This window comes from Streptomyces sp. NL15-2K (genome assembly GCF_030551255.1).
GTDB lineage: Bacteria > Actinomycetota > Actinomycetes > Streptomycetales > Streptomycetaceae > Streptomyces.
This window is the reverse complement of record NZ_CP130630.1, coordinates 5,703,046-5,724,905: the sequence shown is the minus strand read 5'-3', so window position 1 is coordinate 5,724,905 and position 21,860 is coordinate 5,703,046. Positions and strand designations below refer to the sequence as shown.

Below are 21,860 nucleotides of genomic sequence, written 5' to 3'. Positions count from 1 at the left end.
GCATCAGCCCAGGTCGGGTGCGTGCATGGCGCGTACACCTTCGATGTTGCCGTCCAGATAGTGCCGCAGGGACAGCGGTACGAGATGGACGGAGGCGATCCCGACGCGCGTGAACGGCACCCGGACGATCTCGTACTCGCCGATGGGCTCGTCCACCTCGGGACCGTGCCGCAGGGCCGGGTCCATGGACTCCAGCCGGCAGACGAAGAAGTGCTGCACCTTCACGCCGGTCGCGCCGCCGTCGTCGCCGATGTGCTCGACGGTGTCGACGAAGCACGGCACGACATCGGTGATCTTGGCGCCGAGTTCCTCGTACACCTCGCGGTGCAGGGCGTCGACGACGGTCGTGTCCGTCGGCTCGACCCCGCCGCCGGGAGTGAGCCAGTAGGGATCCAGACCGGGCTTGGTGCGCTTGATGAGGATCAGGTCGTCACCGTCCAGCAGAACGGCACGGGCGGTGCGCTTGACCACGGGTCGGACGGTCATGGGAGAAATGTGGCCCAGCTGGTTCCACGTGAAACATCGCGAAAGGTCATCGGATGAGCGCACCGCGTGACCAGCCCACAAAGAAGGCTCAGCACCAGACGTCAGCCGCCCGCAGGAGCCACTCATGGGCCCGCGCGATGTGCGGCATCGCCAGCGTGCCCGTGCGCACCACCAAGAAGTACGTCCGCAGTGGCGGCACCGCCGGATCGTGCAGCGCGACGACGTCACCGCGCTCCAGGGCGGGTGCGCACAGATAGCGGGGCAGCACCGCCAGCCCGGCGCCCGCGGCCGCGCAGGCGATGACCGCGCGCAGGTCGGGGACTATGACGGTGCCCGGGGCGGCCGGGCGGCAGTCGAAGACGGAAGCCCAGTAGCGGGAGACGAACGGCAGCGACTCATGCACCTCGACCACGGGGACGTTCTCCAGCTCGGGCGCTCCCTTGATCAAAGGGACGTTCTCCGGGCACCGTGTCCCCTCGACCGTGGCGAGGGCCTCCAGTGCCCGAGCTCCCTTGGGGTGCTGCCTCCCGGAACCGAGTATCTCGGCCCAGCGCGGGGCGGCGACCAGAACGTGCTCTTCGTCGCAGAGCGCAGTCGCCGTGAGCAGGGCGCCGCGCGGACGGGCCGTACTGATGGCCAGATCGTGATGCCCGGCGGCCAGCCCCTCCAGCACTTCCTCGGCGTTCCCGAAGGATGCGCGCAGGGCGAAGCCCTGGCCGTCCTCGCCGGTCAGCTCCGTGAGCGCGGGCAGCGCCCGCTCGGCGGTGAACTCGGGAGGCCCGGCGAGGTGCAGTGTCCGCAGGGAGGACTCGTCGTCGAGCCCGGTCTCGGCGATCTCCACCAGGGCGTCGAGATGCGGCGCGGCCTTGTGGGCGAGCTCGTCGCCGATGGTCGTCGGGGTCACCCCACGGGCCTGCCGCAGGAACAGCGGGCGCCCTAATTGCCGCTCCAGGGTGCGGATCTGCGAGGTCACGGCCGGCTGGGACAGGCCGAGCAGCGCGGCGGCGCGGGTGAAGGAGCCGGCCCGGTGCACCGTCACAAAGGTGCGCAGCAAGGCCAGATCCATGGCGACGCCCTCCTGTTCCCTGCCCTTCTCCCAGCTCCGAGGCAGGGCCCAACTATAAATATGTCGATAGGTCTCTGTCGCTACCGTGATTGGACACTGACAGAGAGTCAACTAGCCTTGGTCGCGCGGTTCTTCGCGCGCAGAACCGAGGACGGTCCGAGCCACGAGGGGGGAGGCTCGGACCGTCCGCTGTGCGTAGCCGGACATCGTCCCGCGTGTGCGCAAGGGTGGTCACTGGGCCGTTGCGTCCAGCGCACGCAGCACATCCGCCACCAGGTCATCGGGGTCCTCGGCACCGACCGAGAAGCGAATGAAGCCTTCCGGTACGTCGTCCCCGCCCCAGCGCCGACGCCGTTCGGCGGTGGACCGCACCCCGCCGAAGCTCGTGGCGTCGTCCACAAGCCGCAGCGCGTCGAGGAAACGTTCGGCACGCGTGCGCGTGGGCAGCGTGAAGGAGACCACGCACCCGTAGCGCCGCATCTGCTGCGAGGCGATCTTGTGCGCGGGGTCGTCGGGCAGCCCCGGATAGCGCAGCCCGGTCACCTCGGGCCGCTCCCGCAGCGCCTCGGCAAGCACCAGGGCATTCGCGTTCTGCCGGTCGACGCGCAGCTGGAGCGTGGCGATCGAGCGATGTGCGAGCCACGCCTCCATGGGCCCGGAAATCGCCCCGACGATCTTGCGCCATCGGCGTACGGCGGCCATGGCCTCGGCGTCGCGGCCGGTGACGTATCCCAGGAGGATGTCGCCGTGCCCGGTCAGCTGCTTGGTGCCGCTGGCCACGGAGAAGTCGGCGCCGAGCTCCAGAGGCCGCTGCCCGAGGGGCGTAGCGAGCGTGTTGTCGACGGCGACGAGGGCGCCCCGCGCGTGTGCCGCCTGGACGAGCCGCCGGATGTCGCAGACGTCGAGCCCCGGGTTCGACGGGCTCTCAATCCACAGCAGCTTCGCGCCGTCGAGGACCTCGAGCTGGGCGTCGCCGCCGGTCGGAGCGGTGCGCACCTCGATGCCGTACGCCTCCAGTTGGGCGCGCGCCAGGGGCAGCGCCTGGTAGCCGTCGCTGGGCAGGACGACGGCGTCGCCCGCGCGCAGCTGCGAGAAGAGCACAGAGGAGACGGCGGCCATGCCGGAGGCGAACACGAGCGTTTCGACGCCGTCCTGCCCGGGCGCCTCCAGCTCGCCGATGGCACGCTCCAGCAGGGTCCAGGTCGGGTTGTCGTCGCGGCCGTAGCCGTACGGACCCGTCACCTCGCCCGGCAGGTGGAAGTGGGCGGCGAACACCGGACCGGGCAGAGTCGGCGCGTGCTTGACCGGCTCGGGCAGCCCGGCCCGCACCGCGCGCGTGCCGTCACCGCCGGCGGGAAGCGGCCCTTGCTCACTCGTACCGCTCATGCCGCCACCGCCGTCGGAAGGCAGCCCCTGACCCGGCGTACCGCTCATGCCGCCCGTCCCTCCACCTGCTCCCGTACCGCGGCCAGCAGACCGTCGCTCGCCGCCTCCACCATCTCAAGGCACTCCTCGAAGCCGTCCATACCCCCGTAGTACGGGTCCGGCACGTCGAGGTCGGCGCCCGCGGCGGGGTCGTACGAGCGGAGCAGCCGCACCTTCTGGGCGTCCTCCTCGCAAGGGGCGAGGCGGCGCAGGGCCTTGAGGTGCCCGACGTCGAGGGCGATGACGAAGTCGAGGCGGGAGAACCAGGAGGCCTGGAACTGCCGGGCGGTGTGCTCGCTGTCGTAGCCGTTGTCCGCCAGGACGGTGACGGTGCGCGGGTCGGCGCCGTCGCCCTCGTGCCAGCCGCCCGTGCCGGCGCTGTCGACCTCGACCAGGCCGTCCAGTCCGGCCTCCTGGAGGCGGGCGCGGAAGACGGACTCGGCCATCGGGGAGCGGCAGATGTTGCCGGTGCAGACGAAGCAGACGCGGTAGGTCATGACGTGGTCAGTCCTCGTCGGGAAGGACGACGTGGAGCGCCCAGGACACGATCGAGATGATCAGGCCGCCGAGGACTGCCGTCCAGAAGCCCTCGACGTGGAAGCTCAGGTCGATCTTGTCGGCGAGCCACGAGGTCAGCAGCAGCATCAGCGCGTTGATCACCAGGGTGAACAAGCCGAGCGTGAGGATGAACAGCGGGAAGGTCAGCACCTTCACTATTGGCTTGACCAGGAAGTTCACCAGGCCGAAGACCAGGGCGACGAGGATCAGTGTCCAGACCTTCTTGCCCGTGCTGTCACCGGTCAGGGTGATCTTGTCGAGCAGCCATACGGCGACCGCCAGGGCGCCCGCGTTGGCGATCGTCTTGACTACGAAATTCTTCATGTGTCTGATCGTGGCAGACGAGATCGGCTACGAGCAGTGGGACAAGGGCGGACGAGGGCGATGAAGGCATTCCGGCTGGATGAACTGGAGGCGGAACGCGCCGCCAATGAGGGTGCCTACCTGCAGTTTCTGCGGGAGCGGAACATGTCCGTCGGCCTGTACGCGCTAGACGCGGGCGAGCATGATCCACAGAAGCCGCACAATCAGGACGAGGTCTACTTCATTGTGAGCGGCCGCGCCGCGATCACCGTCGGCCTCGAGACCACCCAGGTGGCGCGCGGCAGCGTGGTGTACGTGCCGGCCGGTGTCGCACACAAGTTCCACCACATCAGCGAGGACCTCCGGGTCCTGGTGGTGTTCTCTCCCCCGGAGAGCTGACCTGTGACCTCGGGGTTCCCTAGGGGATCAGTCAGGGACGGACAAGGGATGCGAGGCCCCCGTCGGACCCCCTCCTCGCCCTAGCATCGAGTGCAGGACATTGGAAGATCCGGCACCAGCAGTGCCGGGCATCAGAGAGGTAAAGGGCGATGCGAGAGATCTTCACGGGACTGCCGTGGTGGGTGAAGTGGGTCGCGGTGCCGGTCATCGCCCTGGTCGTGTTCGGCGGGCTGATAGCCAGTGTGGTCGGCTTCGTCATCGGACTGCTCTTCAAGGTGCTGGTCTTCGTGGCACTGGTCGGCGGACTGATCTACGTCGTGCGAAAGTTCACGGCGAGCTCCTCGTCACGCGGCGACTGGTGAGGGACCGGGGCCAGCGATGAGCGGTCCACCCAGGACAACCGGCGGTCGGTAACAGGAATCGCCGGTTCCCTCGCGCGAGGGAAATCTCCTGGGCAGACCGTCTGCGAGCGGTGGCGGACGATTAGAGTCCGGAACTCGACGCGGGGACGACGACCCCGCGAGCGGCGTACACCCGTCCCGTGTTCCCCCACACGGGCTGCCCCCTCGCGCTTCGGGAGTGACCCCTTGGCCACGGTTGACACCGCATCCGCGGAACCCCCCGTACCCACCGCCATCGCCCAACCCGCCCTCCCGGCTCAGGGAGCCCGCACCCGGCCTCCCGAGCATTCCGCACTCTCCGTGCGGTCCGCCTCGACGGCACCTCCCGCGCAGCGGCGGGCGACGCAATCCCCCGCCCAGCCGCACTCCACGACCCTCATCAGTTCCGTGCAGCGCGCGATGCGCCTGCTGGAATCCGTCGCCGAGCACGAACACGGAGCACCGGCCAAGCAACTGGCACGCGAGACGGGGCTCGCGCTCCCCACGGCCTACCACCTGCTGCGCACCCTCGTGTACGAGGGCTATCTGCGCCGTGAGAAGGGGCTGTTCTTCCTCGGTGAGGCGGCCGTGCGGCTGGGCGGCAGCGGAGCCCAGCAGAAACGTCGCAGCATGGTCGCCGACACGCTCGCGTGCTGGCGCGACGCCATCGGCGTACCCGTGTACTACGCGATGTACCGCGAGGGCGAGATCGAGGTCATGTGCGTCTCCGACAGCCCGGGCAATCCGGCGGTGGAGGAATGGGCCGACTTCCGTGAGACCGGGCACGCGCACGCCATCGGACAGTGCCTGCTGGCCCAACTGGACGAGGACGCCCGCCGCGACCACCTCGATCGTTACCCCGTGCAGTCCATCACCCCGTACACAGTGCGTGACAGTCACAGCCTGCTCAGGCGGCTCGAACGCATGCCGCGGATGGCACCGGTGACGGAGCGGCAGGAGTACGCGCTGGGCACGGTGTGCGCCGCGATCCCGATCACGGTCGGCAACACTGCCGCGACGATGGCCATCTCCCTGCCGGCTCATCAGGCCGACCGGCTCCCGGCGGCCACGCGGCAGTTGCAGAGTGCGGTGGGGCGGCTCCTGGGGTCTCTGGCGATCTCTATCAGTATCTGAAAACTCACTCCTTGTGATCTCTCGTGTACGTTCAGCAAGATGCCAGCAGTGTCAGAGGGGTCATTCCCAGCCAGTCGACGGCAAGTGACGGGATAGGCAATGGGCGAGTCCGTACAGGCAGAGGTCATGATGAGCTTTCTCGTGTCGGAGGAACTCTCCTTCCGCATCCCGGTGGAGCTGCGTTACGAGACCTGCGATCCCTATGCCGTACGGCTGACCTTCCACCTGCCGGGCGATGCCCCGGTGACCTGGGCTTTCGGCCGCGAGCTGCTGATCGACGGTCTGGGGCGCCCTTGCGGCGACGGGGACGTACGGGTCTCGCCCGCCGATCCCGACGGGCTGGGCGAAGTACTGATCCGGCTTCAGGTCGGCGGCGACCAGGCCCTGTTCCGCTCGTCCACGGCCCCGCTGGTCGCGTTCCTCGACCGCACCGACAAGCTCGTGCCGTTGGGCCAGGAGGGTGCTCTCGGCGACTTCGACTCCCATCTCGACGAGGCGCTGGACCGCATCCTGGCGGAGGAGCAGAGCACGGGCTGAAGCGTTACGGCCGCGACCCTGGCGGAACGCTTCGTCACGGTCGCGGAGCTGTGCAGTAACGCTTCTGCTCGCTGCGAGCGGGTGGTTGCGGGATCCGCGGTACGGGGCGGGCCGACGGCCGGGGCTCGGGCGGGTGATGGCGAGGGCTCGGTCTGAGTGATGGCGGGGGCTCGGTCGGGTGTCGGGTGATGGCCGGGTCGGCCGCCCTCGAGCGCGTCAGCGCCTGCGGCGGCGGCCCTTCCCGCCGCGCGCCGGGGCGGGGTGGGCACCGCTCGTCCCCGTCCCCGTCGCTCCCGCCGTCGCCGTGGCCGTTCCCTTCTCCGCCCCCGACCGGTCGGCCGAGACCACCAGGGCCGCGAGGGCCGTGGTCACCGGCACCGAGGCGACCAGGCCGATCGAGCCGACCAGCGTGCGCACGATCTCCTCCGCCACCAACTCGCTGTTGGCGACCGTCCCCACGCTGCTCTGCGCGATCGAGAACAGCAGCAGCAGCGGCAGCGCGGCGCCCGCGTAGGCGAGGACCAGCGTGTTGACGACGGACGCGATGTGGTCCCGGCCGATGCGGATGCCCGCCCGGTACAGCCCGCGCCAGCCCATCGTCGGATTGGCCTCGTGCAGCTCCCAGACCGCCGACGTCTGGGTGACCGTCACGTCGTCGAGGACGCCGAGTGAGCCGATGATGACCCCGGCGAGCAGCAGACCGCTCATGTCGATCGACGGATACAGGCCGTGGATCAGACCGGTGTTGTCGTCCGTGTTGCCGGTGAGCGCGGCCCAGCCGATGAACAGCGAACCGAGGACACCGATCAGTACCAGCGAGATCAGCGTGCCGAGCACCGCCACGGAGGTCCGGGCCGAGAGGCCATGACACAGGTACAGGGCGATCAGCATGATGGCGCTCGCGCCGACCACGGCCACGACAAGCGGGTTCGAGCCCTGCAGGATCGCGGGCAGGATGAAGAAGTTCAGGATCATGAAGCTGATGGCGAGTGCGATCAGCGCCATCACACCGCGCAGTCGGCCCACCACCACGACGGCGAGCGCGAAGATGCCGGCGAGCAGGGCCATCGGCAGCCGACGGTTCACGTCGGTGACCGAGTACTGCAGGTCCTTCGGTGCGGAGGGCTCGTAGGCGACCACGACCTTCTGGCCCTCGTGCAACTGCCGGGACTGGTCCGGCTGCACGATCTCGGTGAACGTACGGCCCTTGTCCTTGCCGCTGTCGACCCGGATCGTCGCCTTCTTGCAGGTGCCGTTCGCCTGTTGCACCGCGGAGGATCCCTCGGCGGTGGAAGTGTCTCCGGTGGGCGGGACCCCCGAGGCGTTGACGTCCTTGCAGCTCACCTCGATCACCTTGGTGACGGTGGCCTGCTGCGTCTGCCGGTCGAAGCCGACGCCCGTGCGCTCGTGGGGAGGGGCGCCACCGGGCCACAGCACCGCGAGCCCGACCAGCACCGCCGCGGCGAACGGGATGAGCACCGCCGCGATGACCTTGCGCAGGTGCTTGGAGACGGGGGCTGCGGGCCCATGACTGTGTGAGTGACCGTGCCCGCCACCAAAGCCGTGACCACCACCGTCACCAGGGCCGTCGCCGCCACCAGGGTCGTGACCACCACCGCTACCGCCCCCAGGACCGTGACCACCACCGCTACCGCCCCCAGGACCGTGACCACCACCGCTCTCGCCACCGGGGGAATGGTGGCCGTGCCCCCCAACGGCTCCCGGCCCGGGGCCGCTGTCGTGCCCCCCACCAGCCGGCCCGGGGCCGTAGCCGTGTCCACCACCGGAACCATGGCCGCCTCCACGGCCCTCTCCAGGGCCGTCTTCCCAACGGTCTCCCTGGCCGTGGCCGTTTCCGGAGCCGGGTCCGCGGGGCGGCTCGGGCGGTGGGTACGGGGGCTGATGTGTCGTGGTCACCGACCGATCATCGCAAGAACGACAGGGGCCCTCTGGTCACCGCGCCCGAATTGCCGCTAGCGTGGAGCCGCCTTTGTACACGCGGGAGCTCGGAGCACCGGGCTGAGAGGGCGCTGACCTCCGTCCCAGCCATGTTTCACATGAAACATCGCTCGAAGCGAGTGATGTTTCCCACGAAACATCGGCAGACGGAGACCGCTGCGTCGACCGCCGAACCTGTTACCGGGTAATGCCGGCGTAGGGAGTAGGTCTCATGACCAACAGGGACGCACGCACGCCTGCCTCCACACAGACCCCGCAGAATCCGACGGCCGCGCCGACGGAGACCGCGACGAGCGAGGAGGCCGGGAAGTCCATCGGCTGGCACAAGGCGTACGTCGAGGGCTCACGCCCCGATCTGCGCGTGCCGGTCCGCCAGGTGCACCTCACCAACGGGCAGTCGGTCACGCTGTACGACACATCCGGCCCGTACACCGACCCACTCGTCGAGACCGATGTCCGCAGGGGCCTGCCGCCGCTGCGGGAGAACTGGATCATCGCCCGCGGCGACACCGAGGAGTACGCGGGCCGACCCGTCCGCCCCGAGGACGACGGCATCAAGCACACCTCGCCGCGCGGTGGCCTGCGCAACCTCGACGCGGTCTTCCCGGGGCGACCGCGCCAGCCGCGCCGCGGCCGTGAGGGCGAGGCGGTCACGCAGCTCGCGTACGCGCGCCGCGGGGAGATCACGCCCGAGATGGAGTTCGTGGCCGTCCGGGAGAACGTTTCACCCGAGGTCGTGCGGGCGGAGATCGCGGCGGGCCGGGCCGTGCTGCCTGCCAACATCAACCACCCGGAGATCGAGCCGATGATCATCGGCAAGCGGTTCTTGGTGAAGGTCAACGCCAACATCGGCAACTCAGCGGTGACGTCCTCCATCGAGGAGGAGGTCGAGAAGATGACCTGGGCGACCCGCTGGGGCGCCGACACGGTCATGGACTTGTCCACCGGCCGCAACATCCACACCACGCGCGAATGGGTGCTGCGCAACTCCCCCGTTCCCATCGGCACCGTGCCGCTCTACCAGGCCCTGGAGAAGGTCGACGGCCAGGCCGAGGAGCTGACCTGGGAGACCTACAAGGACACGGTCATCGAACAGGCCGAGCAGGGCGTGGACTACATGACGGTCCACGCGGGCGTGCGCCTGCCGTTCGTGCCGCTGACCGCGAACCGCAAGACGGGCATCGTCTCGCGCGGCGGCTCGATCATGGCGGCGTGGTGCCTCGCGCACCACAAGGAGAGCTTCCTGTACGAGAACTTCGAGGAGCTCTGCGAGATCCTCGCCGCCTACGACGTCACGTACTCGCTGGGCGACGGCCTCAGGCCGGGCTCGATCGCGGACGCCAACGACGAGGCGCAGTTCGCGGAACTGCGAACTCTCGGGGAACTCAACCGGATCGCGAAGCGTTTCAACGTTCAGACCATGATCGAGGGCCCGGGCCATGTCCCGATGCACAAGATCAAGGAGAACATCGACCTTCAGCAGGAGATCTGTGATGAAGCTCCGTTCTATACGCTCGGCCCGCTGACGACGGACGTCGCGCCGGCGTACGACCACATCACCTCCGGCATCGGTGCCGCGATGATCGCCTGGTGGGGCACGGCGATGCTCTGCTATGTCACGCCCAAGGAGCACTTGGGTCTGCCCAATCGTGACGACGTCAAGACCGGCGTCATCACCTACAAGATCGCCGCCCACGCAGCCGACCTCGCCAAGGGGCATCCGGATGCGCAGGAGTGGGACGACGCGCTGTCGGACGCCCGCTTCGAGTTCCGGTGGGAGGACCAGTTCAACCTCGCCCTCGACCCGGACACGGCACGTGAGTTCCACGACGAGACGCTGCCTGCCGAACCAGCCAAGACTGCCCACTTTTGCTCGATGTGCGGGCCGAAGTTCTGCAGCATGAAGATCTCCCAGGACATCCGCCGTCAGCACGGGGGGAGTCAGGAGGAGATCGAGGAGGGTATGGCGCAGAAGTCGAAGGAGTTCGCGGCGGCGGGCAACCGCGTGTACCTGCCGATCGCGGACTGACGGCGAGGTCCTGTTCGCGGACGGCCGGACACGAGCACAGGCGCCGATGTCCTTACCGCAGGCGCCCGAGGGCGGGTCTTCGGCTTGCGCTCCCCTGGGTGGGGGCGCAAGCCGAGGGGCCGCTCCGGCTACTCCGGCTTGTGATCCGGCCCCCCGAAGTCCGGGCTGGAATAGTCCGGGCTGGTGTAGCTCGGGCGTGAGCCGGAGGCGCCGTCGTCCGGGCTGCTGAAGCCTGGCCGGTCGTAACCGAGGTGCGGTATGCGGCTGGTCGGCGCCGGCGGTGCCGTACGGCGCAGTGCGGCGGTACCGGGGTCGGCCAGTGCCTCCCGCAGGAACGGCAGGATGCCGCGCTCCAGCAGGGCCTCCTGCCAGGCTTCCCTGGCCCGGGCCACCTCCTCGCTCAACTCGCCGTACGGCCCGGTGTCGAGCGAGGGCCGGTTGCGCAGCGCGGTGAGCAGGAGCCCGACGGCGGCGACGAGGATCGCGGCCGCGGTCATGGCGCCGAACACCCATCCGGTGGTGAGCATGGTCTGGGCGAACGCCCGCTCGGGGTCGAGCATCTTCAGGATGTAACCCACGAGCAGGAAGATCGCCGCGGCGGTTCCGGCGAGGACGGGTGCCAGGACCGCGACGACGGCGACGGCACCCGCGCCGGCGGTCTCGGCGGCCTCCCCCATGGTGGTGGCGAGCCCCATCGCGCTCGTGCCCGGTTCCGAGGAGCCGGTTTCGCGCGTGGACGACGGGGTGGACGAGGCCGGTTGGCGCAGTTCCTCGCGTGCCTTCACGTACTGCTGGTACTCGGTCGCCGCGGCCGCCGTGATGAGTGCGGTGGCGTTGAGCGCCATGGTGCGCAGTTGTTCGGGGTTGAGCCGCTGTCCGACAGCGGCCAGTTCCGGGCGGTTTGGTGCGGAGCGCAGCGCCTCATCGAGGATCCGCTCGTATTCCTGGCGGTCCTCGCTCAGCAGGTGCTGCGGAACGCTGTTCATGTGCATCCCCCGATGCTCCGTAGGGCTTGGGGCTCGCATGCGAACGAGCCGTCGGGCAGAAACGGAGGGGAGCCTGCTACGGATAAGCCGATGGTAGAGCGATGATGGTGTGCGGTGACAGGGGGTTTACCGAAAATGCCCTCTGGCCAGCACGGTCGTCGATCAGTCCATCCTGCGGGAACGTCTGCCCCGGGAACCTTCAGATATCCAGGGGAAGTTGCTGGACCAGCAGTTTTCCGGCCATGGTCACCCCGCCGTCCATCGCGATGGCGAGCCCGTCGGCGTAGAGGTGCGGTCCCTCGACCAGGGGACCGGCGGTGTCCTCGCTCTCCTCGGAGCCGACCTCGCCCAGGAGGTACGGAATGGGGCTGTGACCGTGAACGATGCGGGTGCCGCCGTACGTATCGAGCAGCGAGCGTACGGCATCGGCTCCGCCCTCGTCGCGGAAGGAGAACCGCTTGGTGAACTTGCGGAACAGATCCCACACCTCGTCCGCGTCGTTGCGCGTGATCGTCTCGCGGACGGTGTCGTTGACCGCCTCGATCGAGTCGCCGTAGTCGAGGTAGGCGGTGGTGTCGGAGTGGACGAGCAGATGGCCGTCGACCTCCTCCATGGCGTCGAGGCGGGCCATCCACTGCAGGTGGTGGTCCTGGAGGCGGTCCATGTCGGTCTTCTGGCCGCCGTTGAGCAGCCAGGCCGCCTGGAAGGTGGCGGTGCCCGCCCCGGAGTTGACGGGCGTGTCGCCGAACCGCTTGGCGCCGAGCAGCAGCAACTCGTGATTGCCCATGAGCGCCTTGCAGTAGCCCCCGGCCGCGGCGGCCTCGGCGGACAGCCGCATCACGAGGTCGATGACGCCGATGCCGTCCGGGCCGCGGTCGGTGAAGTCGCCGAGGAACCACAGCCGGGCGGTGCCCGCACACCACTGCCCCGCGCTGTCGACGAGGCCCTTGCCCTGGAGGGCGGCCACCAGTTCGTCGAGATAGCCGTGCACGTCCCCGACGACGAACAGCGGCCCGGGGCCGTTGACGGGCTGCGGTGCCAGTACGGACACGGGATCGACGTGCACCTGAAGCGTGTCGCCGCGGTTGATCACCGGCAGGTCGCGCTGCGTCGGCGTGTACCCCTCGGGAGGGTCCACCGGCTCCTCGACAGATGGCACGGTCTCGTCGGTGTGCGCGGTGTGGGTGTACGGACCGGTCTCGTGGACGTACGCGGGCACCCGGAAGTCGCGCAACGTCGCCGCCCGCTCCACCTCGGGTCCCTGACCGGCCCCCTGAGTCATCGACCCCTCCACCATCGCGCCGCATCTGCACCGCTTCGGACTGCCTGGTCGCAGCGGCCCGCGGTGTCGTGGGCCCATCATAGGAATGCGGATCGCGCCATGTGATGACCCAGGGGTAGTGAATCGGCGCAAGACTCCAGTTCACTGCGGCTTTCGCCCCGATTGGGCAGGGCTTCGACCGCCTGTCAGCCGCCCTGGCCCCGCCCAGCGGAACGCGCTTTCCCTCTTCCTCCGGCCGTCTGGGCGCTACTTCTCCTCGGGCGACCGCGGCGGACTGACCGTCGTCCGCGGCGAACGTCGCTGGGACGAGGTACGCACGATCAGCTCGGTCGGTATCACCTGCTCGACCGGCTGGTCCGATGCGGCCCCCTCGATGGCGTCGATGAGCAGCTGGATCACCGCGGTGCCGATGCGGCGTGGCTTCAACGAGAGCGTGGTGATGGGCGGTTCGGTGTTGGCGTACACGGTGGACTCGCTGCAGCAGACCAGCAGCAGGTCGTCCGGGACGCGCAGCCCGTAGCGGCGGGCGGCGGCGAGCAGGTCGGTGCCGTTCGGGTCGAACAGGCCGTAGACGGCGTCCGGGCGGTCGGGGCGGGCGAGCAGCCGGTCGGCGGCGACGGCGCCCGCGCACGGATCGTGCGCCGGGTAGGCCTCGTACACCGGGTCCTGGCCGACGCGTTCGCACCAGCGCAGGTAGGCGGTGGTCGACAGGTGGGTGTACGTATCCGTCGTCGTGCCGGTCAGCAGGCCGATGCGGCGGGCTCCGGCCTCGGCCAGGTGGTCGAGGATGCCCAGTACGGCGGCCTCGTGGTCGTTGTCGACCCAGGCGGTGACCGGGAGCGCGCCGGCCGGGCGGCCGTCGGAGACGACCGGTAGACCCTGCCGGACCAGCTCGCTGACGACCGGATCCTGATCGGAGGGGTCGATGACGACCGTGCCGTCGAGGGCGACGTTCGACCACACGTCGTGGCGGGAGGTCGCCGGAAGGATGACGAGGGCGTAGCCGCGGGCGAGGGCGGCCGAGGTGGCGGCGCGGGCCATCTCGGCGAAGTATGCGAACTCGGTGAAGGTGAAAGGTTCATCCCCGTATGTCGTCACGGTCAGGCCGATCAGTCCTGACTTCCCGGTACGGAGCGTGCGGGCGGCGGCCGACGGGCGATAGCCCAGCCGGTCGGCGACCTCGCGGACGTGGCGTCGGGTGGCGTCCGGGAGCCGGCCCTTGCCGTTGAGGGCGTCGGAGACTGTCGTGATGGAGACTCCGGCGGCGGCGGCCACGTCTCTGATGCCCGCCCGACCCGGCCGGCTGCCTCGCCGTGAGGTTTCCGCGCGGCTCACCTGGTGCTTCCCTGCTGCTGTCATGGCGAGCCGATAGTAGGGCTCATGCGGTGGGGTAGGGCGGACGCATATGCACGCGTTGACAGGTACGTTTCTGCAAGGTCATAGAGGGGCAATTTCCTTAGAAAATAAGGCAGTTGATCGATCCGATGGTAGGACGTGACTTGTCGGCGTGCACCGGCCTGCCAAGTGGTCGATGTCTCGAAGAGGTCTCAACTCACCTTCACGAGGGATGCGCGCCACGGAGTGAGCCACCGGCGCGCAGATATATGTGTCCGCGCCCCACCAATCGTGGGCGTTCGTACGATGATGCCCCGATGCGGGCGGGTGGCGAGGTCCGCTCCGACCAGTACGCAGCGGTGCCGAATCCTCATAAGGTGAGGAGTATTGGAAGCCGGCGGTGGTGATGGGCCGCCGGTGGTCACGAGGAGGACTGCGGTGAGCGAGACGAGCCCCAAGCTGCGCGCCGAGCTGGAGGGTATTCCCACCTACAGGCCGGGCAAGCCTGCCGCGGCCGGCGGTCCTGTGGCCTACAAACTGTCCTCCAACGAGAATCCCTATCCGCCGCTGCCCGGCGTGATGGAGTCCGTGACGGCTGCGGCCTCGTCCTTCAACCGCTACCCGGACATGGCCTGCACGGGCCTGATGAGCGAGCTGTCCGAGCGCTTCGCCGTTCCGCTCTCCCACCTGGCCTCCGGCACCGGCTCGGTCGGTGTCGCACAGCAGCTGGTGCAGGCGACCTCAGGACCCGGCGACGAGGTGATCTACGCCTGGCGGTCCTTCGAGGCATACCCGATCATCACGCAGATCAGCGGCGCGACGCCGGTGCGGGTGCCGCTGACGTCGGGGGATGTGCACGACCTGGACGCCATGGCGGACGCGATCACCGACCGGACCCGGCTGATCTTCGTCTGCAACCCCAACAACCCGACGGGCACGGTCGTGAAGCGGGCCGAGCTGGAGCGCTTCCTCGACCGGGTGCCCGGCGATGTGCTGGTCGTGCTGGACGAGGCGTACCGCGAGTTCATTCGTGACCCCGAGGTGCCCGACGGGGTGGAGCTGTACCGCGATCGGCCGAACGTCTGCGTGCTGCGCACCTTCTCCAAGGCCTACGGCCTGGCCGGCCTGCGCGTCGGCTTCGCGATCGCCCATGAGCCGGTCGCCGCGGCGCTGCGCAAGACGGCCGTGCCCTTCGGGGTGAGCCAGCTCGCGCAGGACGCGGCGATCGCCTCGCTGCGGGCCGAGGACGCACTCCTGGGCCGGGTCGGCTCACTGGTGTGCGAGCGCACGCGCGTGGTCGACGGGCTGCGCGCCCAGGGCTGGACGGTGCCCGAGACCCAGGCCAACTTCGTGTGGCTCCGGCTGGGGGAGCGCACGGTCGCCTTCGCGGCGGCGTGTGAGCAGGCGGGCGTGGTGATCCGGCCGTTCGCCGGCGAGGGCGTGCGGGTCACGGTGGGGGAGAACGAGGCGAACGACATCTTCCTGAAGGTGGCGGAAGCGTTCCAGAAGGAGCTGTAGAGCTCTTTGAGGGCCGTCGGCGTCCACGCGGGGCGCCGACGGTTCGCGAGGCGGTACTCGTCGCCTCGCCTGTCGCGCACAGGTTTCACGTGGAACAACGGCGCCCGCATCCTGTCGCTTCAACAAACTATTGAAGTTCCGGCCGAGCGGTTGACCCGAAGAGGGACCCCCCTTCGACTGCCGAAAATCGGTACGTCATAATTGCTTGTGAATGTGAACGCGTTCACAAGCGCGTCCCGATTGCTCCCATGATGTGTGGGACATAAGGGGCAGACTGCCGCTGTACCACGGCGACGTAAGGAGACTGACGACGTGGACCTGGCCCTGGCGCCGGAGACATTGGCGCGCTGGCAGTTCGGCATCACCACCGTCTACCACTTCCTCTTCGTCCCTCTGACGATCTCGCTGGCCGCCCTCACGGCCGGTCTGCAGACCGCGTGGGTGCGCACAGAGAAGGAGAAGTACCTCAGGGCGACCAAGTTCTGGGGCAAGCTCTTCCTGATCAACATCGCCATGGGGGTGGTCACCGGCATCGTGCAGGAGTTCCAGTTCGGCATGAACTGGTCCGACTACTCGCGTTTCGTCGGTGACGTGTTCGGTGCCCCGCTCGCGTTCGAGGCCTTGATCGCCTTCTTCTTCGAGTCGACCTTCATCGGTCTGTGGATCTTCGGCTGGGACAAGTTGCCGAAGAAGATCCATCTGGCCTGCATGTGGATGGTCTCGATCGGCACGATCCTGTCGGCGTACTTCATCCTCGCGGCCAACTCGTGGATGCAGCACCCGGTCGGTTACAAGATCAACGAGGCGAAAGGGCGGGCCGAGCTCACCGACTTCTGGCTGGTGCTGACCCAGAACACCGCACTTGCCCAGGCCTTCCACACCCTCTCCGCGGCCTTCCTCACCGGCGGCGCCTTCATGGTCGGCATCTCCGCCTTCCACCTGCTGCGCAAGAAGCACATCCGCGAGATGAAGACCTCGCTGCGGCTCGGCCTGGTCACCGTCGCCGTCGGCGGCCTGCTCACCGCGGTCAGCGGTGACACCCTCGGTAAGATCATGTACGAGCAGCAGCCGATGAAGATGGCCGCAGCCGAGGCCCTGTGGGACGGTGAGGCGCCCGCTCCCTTCTCGGTCTTCGCCTACGGCGACGTCGACGAGGGCCACAACAAGGTCGCCATCGAGATTCCGGGCCTGCTGTCCTTCCTCGCCAAGGACGACTTCACCTCGTACGTCCCGGGCATCAACGACGTCAACAAGGCCGAGCAGGAGAAGTACGGACCCGGCGACTACCGGCCCAACATCCCCGTCGCCTACTGGGGCTTCCGCTGGATGATCGGCTTCGGTATGACGTCCTTCGCCGTCGGCCTGGCCGGGCTCTGGCTGACCCGCAAGAAGTTCTTGCTGCCGCAGCACCTGAGGGTCGGCGACGACGAGGTGCCGCATCTGGCCCTGTTCCCGCACAAGGCGCTCGGCCCGAAGCTCTCCACGTGGTACTGGCGCATCGCGATCTGGACTCTGGCCTTCCCGCTGATCGCCAACTCCTGGGGCTGGATCTTCACCGAGACGGGCCGCCAGCCATGGGTCGTCTACGGCCTGTTCCAGACCCGCGACGCGGTCTCCCCCGGCGTCTCCCAGGGCGAGGTCCTCATCTCGATGATCGTCTTCACCAGCCTGTACGCCATCCTCGCCGTCATCGAGGTCAAGCTGCTCGCTAAGTACGTCAAGGCCGGCCCGCCCGAGCTCACCGAGGCCGACCTCAACCCGCCCACGAAGATCGGCGGCGACTCCCGTGACGCCGACAAGCCGATGGCCTTCTCGTACTAGGCCTAGGGAGCTGCACAGTCATGGAACTTCACGACGTCTGGTTCGTGCTCATCGCCGTCCTGTGGACCGGCTACTTCTTCCTGGAGGGCTTCGACTTCGGGGTCGGCATCCTCACCAAGCTGCTCGCCCGCGACCGGCCCGAGCGGCGGGTGCTGATCAACACCATCGGACCCGTCTGGGACGGCAACGAGGTGTGGCTGCTCACGGCCGGCGGCGCGACCTTCGCCGCCTTCCCCGAGTGGTACGCCACGCTCTTCTCCGGCTTCTACCTCCCCCTGCTGCTCATCCTGGTGTGCCTCATCGTCCGGGGCGTCGCCTTCGAGTACCGGGTGAAGCGGCCCGAGGAGAACTGGCAGCGCAACTGGGAACACGCGATCTTCTGGACCTCTCTGATCCCGGCGTTCCTGTGGGGCGTGGCCTTCGGCAACATCGTGCGGGGCGTGAAGATCGACCAGAACTTCGACTACGTCGGCACCGTCTGGGACCTGTTCAATCCCTACGCCGTTCTCGGCGGCCTGGTGACGCTGACGCTGTTCACTTTCCACGGAACGGTGTTCACGGCGCTCAAGACCGTCGGGGACATCCGGGCGCGGGCACGGAAGCTGGCCCTGGGAGTCGGCCTCGTCACCGCGACGCTGGCGCTGATCTTCCTGCTGTGGACGCAGGTCGACGGCGGTGACGCCAAGAGCCTGGTCGCGCTCGTCGTGGCGGTTGCCGCACTGGTCGCGGCGCTCGCGGCGAACCAGGCCGGGCGCGAGGGATGGTCGTTCGCCCTGTCCGGCGTCACGATCGTGGCCACGGTGGCGATGCTCTTCCTGACGCTCTTCCCGAACGTCATGCCGTCCTCGCTCAATGAGGAGTGGAGCCTCACGGTGACCAACGCCTCGTCGAGCCCTTACACCTTGAGGATCATGACCTGGTGTGCGGCGATTGCCACGCCGATCGTGATGCTCTACCAGGGCTGGACCTACTGGGTGTTCCGCAAGCGGATCGGCACGCAGCACATCGCCGCCGACGCCACTCACTGAGTCCGCCAGGGGTGTGTTTCACCGTGCTTCACGATGTTTCACGTGAAACACACCCCTTGGACCGAAGGGCATGTTTCACGTGAAACCGATCGATCCGCGTCTCCTTCGATACGCCCGCGCCACTCGGCTCTTCCTGGTGGCGGTCGTCGGCCTGGGCGCCGTCGGCGCGGGCCTGGTGATCGCGCAGGCGATGCTCATCGCCGAGGTCGTGGTGGGTGCCTTCCAGCACAGGATGGCGGTCGCCGAACTCGGCACTCCCCTGCTGTTGTTGGTCGCCGTCGCGGTCGGACGTGCCCTTGTGGCGTGGCTGACCGAGCTCGCTGCCCATCGCGCCAGCGCGGCGGTGAAGTCGGAGCTGCGGGGGCGGTTGCTGGACCGTGCCGTGGCTCTGGGGCCCGGATGGCTGACCGGACAGCGGACCGGCTCGCTGGTCGCCCTCGCCACGCGGGGAGTTGACGCCCTGGACGACTACTTCTCGCGCTATCTCCCCCAGTTGGGCCTCGCGGTGGTCGTGCCGGTGGCCGTGCTGGCGCGGATCGTCACCGAGGACTGGGTCTCGGCGGCCATCATCGTCGGTACCCTGCCGCTGATCCCGATCTTCATGATGCTGATCGGTTGGGCCACGCAGTCCCGGATGGACCGTCAATGGCGGATGCTGTCCCGGCTCTCCGGACACTTCCTGGATGTGGTCGCCGGGCTGCCGACCCTGAAGGTGTTCGGGCGAGCCAAGGCTCAGGCCGACTCGATCCGGCGCATCACCGGCGAGTACCGGCAGGCGACCATGCGGACCCTGCGGATCGCCTTCATCTCTTCCTTCGCGCTGGAGCTGCTCGCGACGATTTCGGTGGCGTTGGTCGCCGTGACGATCGGGATGCGGCTCGTCCATGGGGAGATGGACCTGTACATAGGCCTGGTCATCCTGGTGCTGGCGCCCGAGGCGTATCTGCCGCTGCGCCAGGTGGGGGCGCAGTACCACGCGGCGGCGGAAGGCCTCGCGGCCGCGGAGGAGATCTTCGCGGTGCTGGAGAGCCCCGTGCCGACGACGGGGACCGGTGGCGTGCCGGCGGGGGCGCTGTCCTTCGAGGGGGTCACGGTCCGCTATCCCGCACGGTCCGCGGATGCCGTGACGGACGTGTCCTTCACCGTCGAGCCCCGAGAGACGGTCGCTCTCGTCGGACCGAGCGGATCGGGCAAATCGACACTGCTGAACGTGCTGTTGGGATTCGTACGGCCGGCGGAGGGGCTGGTCCAAGTCGGGGGAGTCGATCTCGCCGACGTCGACCTGGAGCAGTGGCGGTCGCGGATCGCCTGGGTGCCGCAGCGGCCGCACCTGTTCGCCGGGACGATCGCCGAGAACGTACGGCTGGCCCGGCCCGACGCGGACGATGCCGCCGTACGCCGGGCGCTCGGGGACGCGGGGGCGCTGGAGTTCGTGGACGCGCTGCCCCAGGGAGCCGACACCCTGCTCGGCGAGGACGGGGCCGGGCTGTCCGCCGGACAGCGGCAACGGCTCGCGCTGGCCCGGGCGTTCCTCGCCGACCGGCCGGTGCTGCTGCTCGACGAGCCGACGGCGGCCCTCGACGGAGCCACCGAGGCGGAGGTCGTGGAGGCGGTACGGCGGCTGGCCGTGGGGCGGACGGTCCTGCTGGTGGTGCACCGGCCGGCGCTGCTGGCGGTGGCGGACCGGGTGGTGCGACTGGAGGAGCCCGTCTCCCCCGCTCAGACGGTGGCCGCACCCAGGACGGCCCAGGCACATCGGCTTGAGGAGGAAGCAACTCCCGCCTCGGACGCTACGGAGACGACGGTGCCGAGGACGGACACCCGTGGTGTCCTCGCCCGCGTCCGCGCCATGTCCGGCGCCCGGCGCGGACGGCTCGCCCTCGCCCTGCTGCTCGGCAGCCTGGCGCTCGGCAGTGCCGTCGGCCTCATGGCCACTTCCGGGTGGCTGATCTCACGGGCCTCGCAGCAGCCGCCCGTGCTGTATCTGATGGTGGCCGTGACGGCGACGCGGACCTTCGGCATCGGACGGGCCGTCTTCCGGTACGCCGAGCGGCTCGTCTCGCACGACGCCGTTCTGCGGATGCTGGCCGACACACGGGTCGCCGTGTACCGGCGGCTGGAACGGCTGGCACCCGCCGGACTGCGCCGAACCCGCCGAGGGGACCTGCTCTCGCGGCTCGTCGCCGATGTGGACGCCCTGCAGGACTACTGGCTGCGCTGGCTGCTGCCCGCCGGTGCCGCCGTGGGCGTGTCCGCCGCGTCCGTCGGCTTCACCGCCTGGCTGCTGCCGGAGGCCGGCGCCGTGCTCGCGGCCGGGCTGCTGGCGGCCGGTGCCGGGGTGCCGCTGCTCACGGGCACCGTCGCGCGCCGGGCAGAGCGCAGGCTGGCCCCGGCCCGCGGAGCACTGGCGACGCGCGTGACGGACCTGCTCACCGGCACCGCCGAACTGACCGTCGCCGGCGCCCTGCCCGGACGTACCGCCGAGGCGCGGCGGGCCGACGCGGCGCTCACCCGGATCGCTTCGCGCGCCGCCACCGCCACCGCCCTCGGCGACGGACTCACCACTCTGCTCTCCGGTCTGACCGTCGCCGCCGGCGCCTTGGTGGGCGCGCAGGCGGTCGTCGACGGGCGACTGACCGGCGTGGCCATGGCCGTCGTCGTCCTCACCCCGCTGGCCGCCTTCGAGGCCGTCCTCGGTATGCCGCTCGCCGCGCAGTACCGGCAGCGGGTGCGCAAGAGCGCGGAGCGGGTGTACGAGGTGCTGGACGCGCCCGAGCCCGTGCGGGAGCCGGAACGGCCCCGGCAGGCGCCCGCGTCGCCGTTCCCGGTCGTCGTCAAGGCACTGGCCGCCCGTTACGCCGGACAGGACCGGGACGCGCTCGCGGGAGTCGATCTGACCCTGGAGGAGGGGCGCCGGATCGCTGTGGTCGGGCTGTCCGGTTCGGGCAAGACGACGCTCGCACAGGTGCTGCTGCGCTTCCTGGACGCGGAGGCGGGCTCGTACACCTTGGGCGGCGTGGACGCCTACGCACTGGACGGCGACGACGTACGGCGGCTCGTCGGACTGTGCGCACAGGACGCGCACCTCTTCGACAGCTCGGTGCGTGAGAACCTCCTCCTCGCGAAGAAGGACGCGACCGAGGACGAGTTGCGCGCCGCGCTCGTACGCGCCCGGCTGCTCGACTGGGCCGACAGTCTCCCTGACGGCCTCGACACGCTGGTCGGCGAGCACGGGGAGCGACTGTCCGGCGGGCAGCGACAGCGGCTCGCGCTGGCCCGGGCGCTGCTGGCCGACTTCCCCGTCCTGGTGCTCGACGAGCCCGCCGAGCATCTCGACCTGCCGACGGCCGACGCGCTCACCGCCGACCTGCTGGCCGCCACCGAGGGCCGTACGACGCTGCTCATCACCCACCGACTCGTCGGCCTGGAGGCGGTCGACGAGGTCGTCGTGCTGGACGAGGGGCGTGTGGTGCAGCGGGGTCCGTACGCGGAGCTGGCCGGCGTGGAAGGGCCATTGCGGGGGATGGTGGAGCGGGAGGCGGAGTCGGAGCTGCTGGTGGGGGTTCGCTAGCCGGACAGAGCGCGCCACATCGCCGGGACCGGGAGGAGTGACG

Annotated in this window: 18 protein-coding genes and 1 riboswitch; of the genes, 9 read left to right on the top strand and 9 right to left on the bottom strand. The window is 69.3% G+C overall.

What is annotated here, in order from left to right; all coding sequences use genetic code 11:
- Positions 1-3: 3 nt before the first annotated feature.
- From Q4V64_RS25685 to Q4V64_RS25665, 5 genes are all read right to left on the bottom strand, one after another.
- Positions 4-486 carry an NUDIX hydrolase gene (locus tag Q4V64_RS25685; RefSeq protein WP_124440764.1) on the bottom strand — a complete coding sequence of 161 codons (483 nt, stop codon included), beginning with the start codon at positions 484-486 and terminating at the stop codon, positions 4-6.
- 88 nt (positions 487-574) lie between these two features.
- Entirely contained in the window at positions 575-1,552 is a 978-nt protein-coding gene (locus Q4V64_RS25680; protein ID WP_124440765.1) for a LysR family transcriptional regulator, read from the bottom strand.
- A gap of 231 nt (positions 1,553-1,783) precedes the next feature.
- Positions 1,784-2,938, bottom strand: coding sequence for a cystathionine gamma-lyase (locus tag Q4V64_RS25675; protein ID WP_124440802.1), 1,155 nt, complete (start codon positions 2,936-2,938; stop codon positions 1,784-1,786).
- Between the two features lie 44 nt (positions 2,939-2,982).
- Positions 2,983-3,474, bottom strand: coding sequence for a low molecular weight protein-tyrosine-phosphatase (locus Q4V64_RS25670; protein WP_124440766.1), 492 nt, complete (start codon positions 3,472-3,474; stop codon positions 2,983-2,985).
- Between the two features lie 7 nt (positions 3,475-3,481).
- Positions 3,482-3,859: a phage holin family protein gene (locus Q4V64_RS25665; protein ID WP_124440767.1), complete on the bottom strand. Its 378-nt coding sequence runs from the start codon at positions 3,857-3,859 to the stop codon at positions 3,482-3,484.
- Positions 3,860-3,919: 60 nt separating this feature from the next.
- Here Q4V64_RS25665 and Q4V64_RS25660 point away from each other — a divergent pair, with 60 nt between their 5' ends.
- The 4 genes from Q4V64_RS25660 to Q4V64_RS25645 all read left to right on the top strand — a co-directional run bounded on the left by Q4V64_RS25660 (position 3,920) and on the right by Q4V64_RS25645 (position 6,288).
- Positions 3,920-4,237 (top strand): cupin domain-containing protein, encoded by a 318-nt coding sequence (locus Q4V64_RS25660; protein ID WP_095756014.1) that lies wholly within the window; start codon positions 3,920-3,922, stop codon positions 4,235-4,237.
- Positions 4,238-4,386: 149 nt separating this feature from the next.
- A complete protein-coding gene (locus tag Q4V64_RS25655; RefSeq protein WP_124440768.1) occupies positions 4,387-4,599 on the top strand; it encodes a DUF5326 family protein in 213 nt (70 codons plus the stop codon).
- A 417-nt stretch (positions 4,600-5,016) separates the two neighbouring features.
- On the top strand, positions 5,017-5,751 hold the full coding sequence (locus Q4V64_RS25650) for a helix-turn-helix domain-containing protein (RefSeq protein WP_253267019.1): 735 nt from the start codon (positions 5,017-5,019) through the stop codon (positions 5,749-5,751).
- Between the two features lie 99 nt (positions 5,752-5,850).
- On the top strand, positions 5,851-6,288 hold the full coding sequence (locus tag Q4V64_RS25645; RefSeq protein ID WP_124440769.1) for an SsgA family sporulation/cell division regulator: 438 nt from the start codon (positions 5,851-5,853) through the stop codon (positions 6,286-6,288).
- 216 nt (positions 6,289-6,504) lie between these two features.
- Here Q4V64_RS25645 and Q4V64_RS25640 read toward each other — a convergent pair whose 3' ends face one another.
- A complete protein-coding gene (locus Q4V64_RS25640; RefSeq protein ID WP_124440770.1) occupies positions 6,505-8,205 on the bottom strand; it encodes a YibE/F family protein in 1,701 nt (566 codons plus the stop codon).
- 71 nt (positions 8,206-8,276) lie between these two features.
- Positions 8,277-8,466, top strand: a riboswitch (TPP riboswitch).
- Between Q4V64_RS25640 and thiC the strand changes: the two genes are divergently transcribed.
- Positions 8,459-10,276, top strand: coding sequence for a phosphomethylpyrimidine synthase ThiC (thiC, locus tag Q4V64_RS25635; protein WP_124440771.1), 1,818 nt, complete (start codon positions 8,459-8,461; stop codon positions 10,274-10,276). (Overlaps the previous riboswitch by 8 nt.)
- A gap of 128 nt (positions 10,277-10,404) precedes the next feature.
- Here thiC and Q4V64_RS25630 read toward each other — a convergent pair whose 3' ends face one another.
- The 3 genes from Q4V64_RS25630 to Q4V64_RS25620 all read right to left on the bottom strand — a co-directional run bounded on the left by Q4V64_RS25630 (position 10,405) and on the right by Q4V64_RS25620 (position 13,903).
- A complete protein-coding gene (locus Q4V64_RS25630; RefSeq protein WP_124440772.1) occupies positions 10,405-11,268 on the bottom strand; it encodes a hypothetical protein in 864 nt (287 codons plus the stop codon).
- Positions 11,269-11,461: 193 nt separating this feature from the next.
- Positions 11,462-12,559 carry a metallophosphoesterase gene (locus Q4V64_RS25625; protein WP_253267017.1) on the bottom strand — a complete coding sequence of 366 codons (1,098 nt, stop codon included), beginning with the start codon at positions 12,557-12,559 and terminating at the stop codon, positions 11,462-11,464.
- A gap of 231 nt (positions 12,560-12,790) precedes the next feature.
- Entirely contained in the window at positions 12,791-13,903 is a 1,113-nt protein-coding gene (locus Q4V64_RS25620) for a LacI family DNA-binding transcriptional regulator (protein WP_124440774.1), read from the bottom strand.
- Between the two features lie 414 nt (positions 13,904-14,317).
- Between Q4V64_RS25620 and hisC the strand changes: the two genes are divergently transcribed.
- The 4 genes from hisC to cydD all read left to right on the top strand — a co-directional run bounded on the left by hisC (position 14,318) and on the right by cydD (position 21,817).
- Positions 14,318-15,397, top strand: a complete 1,080-nt coding sequence (gene hisC, locus Q4V64_RS25615) for a histidinol-phosphate transaminase (protein ID WP_124440775.1) — start codon at positions 14,318-14,320, stop codon at positions 15,395-15,397.
- A 312-nt stretch (positions 15,398-15,709) separates the two neighbouring features.
- The gene (locus Q4V64_RS25610) at positions 15,710-17,218 is read left to right on the top strand and encodes a cytochrome ubiquinol oxidase subunit I (protein WP_124440776.1); all 1,509 of its coding nucleotides are present in this window, start codon (positions 15,710-15,712) and stop codon (positions 17,216-17,218) included.
- Between the two features lie 20 nt (positions 17,219-17,238).
- Entirely contained in the window at positions 17,239-18,246 is a 1,008-nt protein-coding gene (gene cydB / locus Q4V64_RS25605) for a cytochrome d ubiquinol oxidase subunit II (protein WP_124440777.1), read from the top strand.
- 70 nt (positions 18,247-18,316) lie between these two features.
- Entirely contained in the window at positions 18,317-21,817 is a 3,501-nt protein-coding gene (gene cydD, locus Q4V64_RS25600; RefSeq protein WP_124440778.1) for a thiol reductant ABC exporter subunit CydD, read from the top strand.
- The last annotated feature ends 43 nt before the right edge of the window (positions 21,818-21,860 follow it).

Excerpts from the sequence above, each read along its gene's own strand:
- Q4V64_RS25685 (WP_124440764.1), bottom strand. The coding sequence starts at position 486 with ATGACCGTCCGACCCGTGGTCAAGCGCACCGCCCGTGCCGTTCTGCTG.
- Q4V64_RS25680 (WP_124440765.1), bottom strand. The coding sequence starts at position 1,552 with ATGGATCTGGCCTTGCTGCGCACCTTTGTGACGGTGCACCGGGCCGGC.
- Q4V64_RS25675 (WP_124440802.1), bottom strand. The coding sequence starts at position 2,938 with ATGAGCGGTACGAGTGAGCAAGGGCCGCTTCCCGCCGGCGGTGACGGC.
- Q4V64_RS25670 (WP_124440766.1), bottom strand. The coding sequence starts at position 3,474 with ATGACCTACCGCGTCTGCTTCGTCTGCACCGGCAACATCTGCCGCTCC.
- Q4V64_RS25665 (WP_124440767.1), bottom strand. The coding sequence starts at position 3,859 with ATGAAGAATTTCGTAGTCAAGACGATCGCCAACGCGGGCGCCCTGGCG.
- Q4V64_RS25660 (WP_095756014.1), top strand. The coding sequence starts at position 3,920 with ATGAAGGCATTCCGGCTGGATGAACTGGAGGCGGAACGCGCCGCCAAT.
- Q4V64_RS25655 (WP_124440768.1), top strand. The coding sequence starts at position 4,387 with ATGCGAGAGATCTTCACGGGACTGCCGTGGTGGGTGAAGTGGGTCGCG.
- Q4V64_RS25645 (WP_124440769.1), top strand. The coding sequence starts at position 5,851 with ATGGGCGAGTCCGTACAGGCAGAGGTCATGATGAGCTTTCTCGTGTCG.
- thiC (WP_124440771.1), top strand. The coding sequence starts at position 8,459 with ATGACCAACAGGGACGCACGCACGCCTGCCTCCACACAGACCCCGCAG.
- Q4V64_RS25630 (WP_124440772.1), bottom strand. The coding sequence starts at position 11,268 with ATGCACATGAACAGCGTTCCGCAGCACCTGCTGAGCGAGGACCGCCAG.
- Q4V64_RS25625 (WP_253267017.1), bottom strand. The coding sequence starts at position 12,559 with ATGGTGGAGGGGTCGATGACTCAGGGGGCCGGTCAGGGACCCGAGGTG.
- Q4V64_RS25620 (WP_124440774.1), bottom strand. The coding sequence starts at position 13,903 with ATGACAGCAGCAGGGAAGCACCAGGTGAGCCGCGCGGAAACCTCACGG.
- cydB (WP_124440777.1), top strand. The coding sequence starts at position 17,239 with ATGGAACTTCACGACGTCTGGTTCGTGCTCATCGCCGTCCTGTGGACC.
- cydD (WP_124440778.1), top strand. The coding sequence starts at position 18,317 with ATGTTTCACGTGAAACCGATCGATCCGCGTCTCCTTCGATACGCCCGC.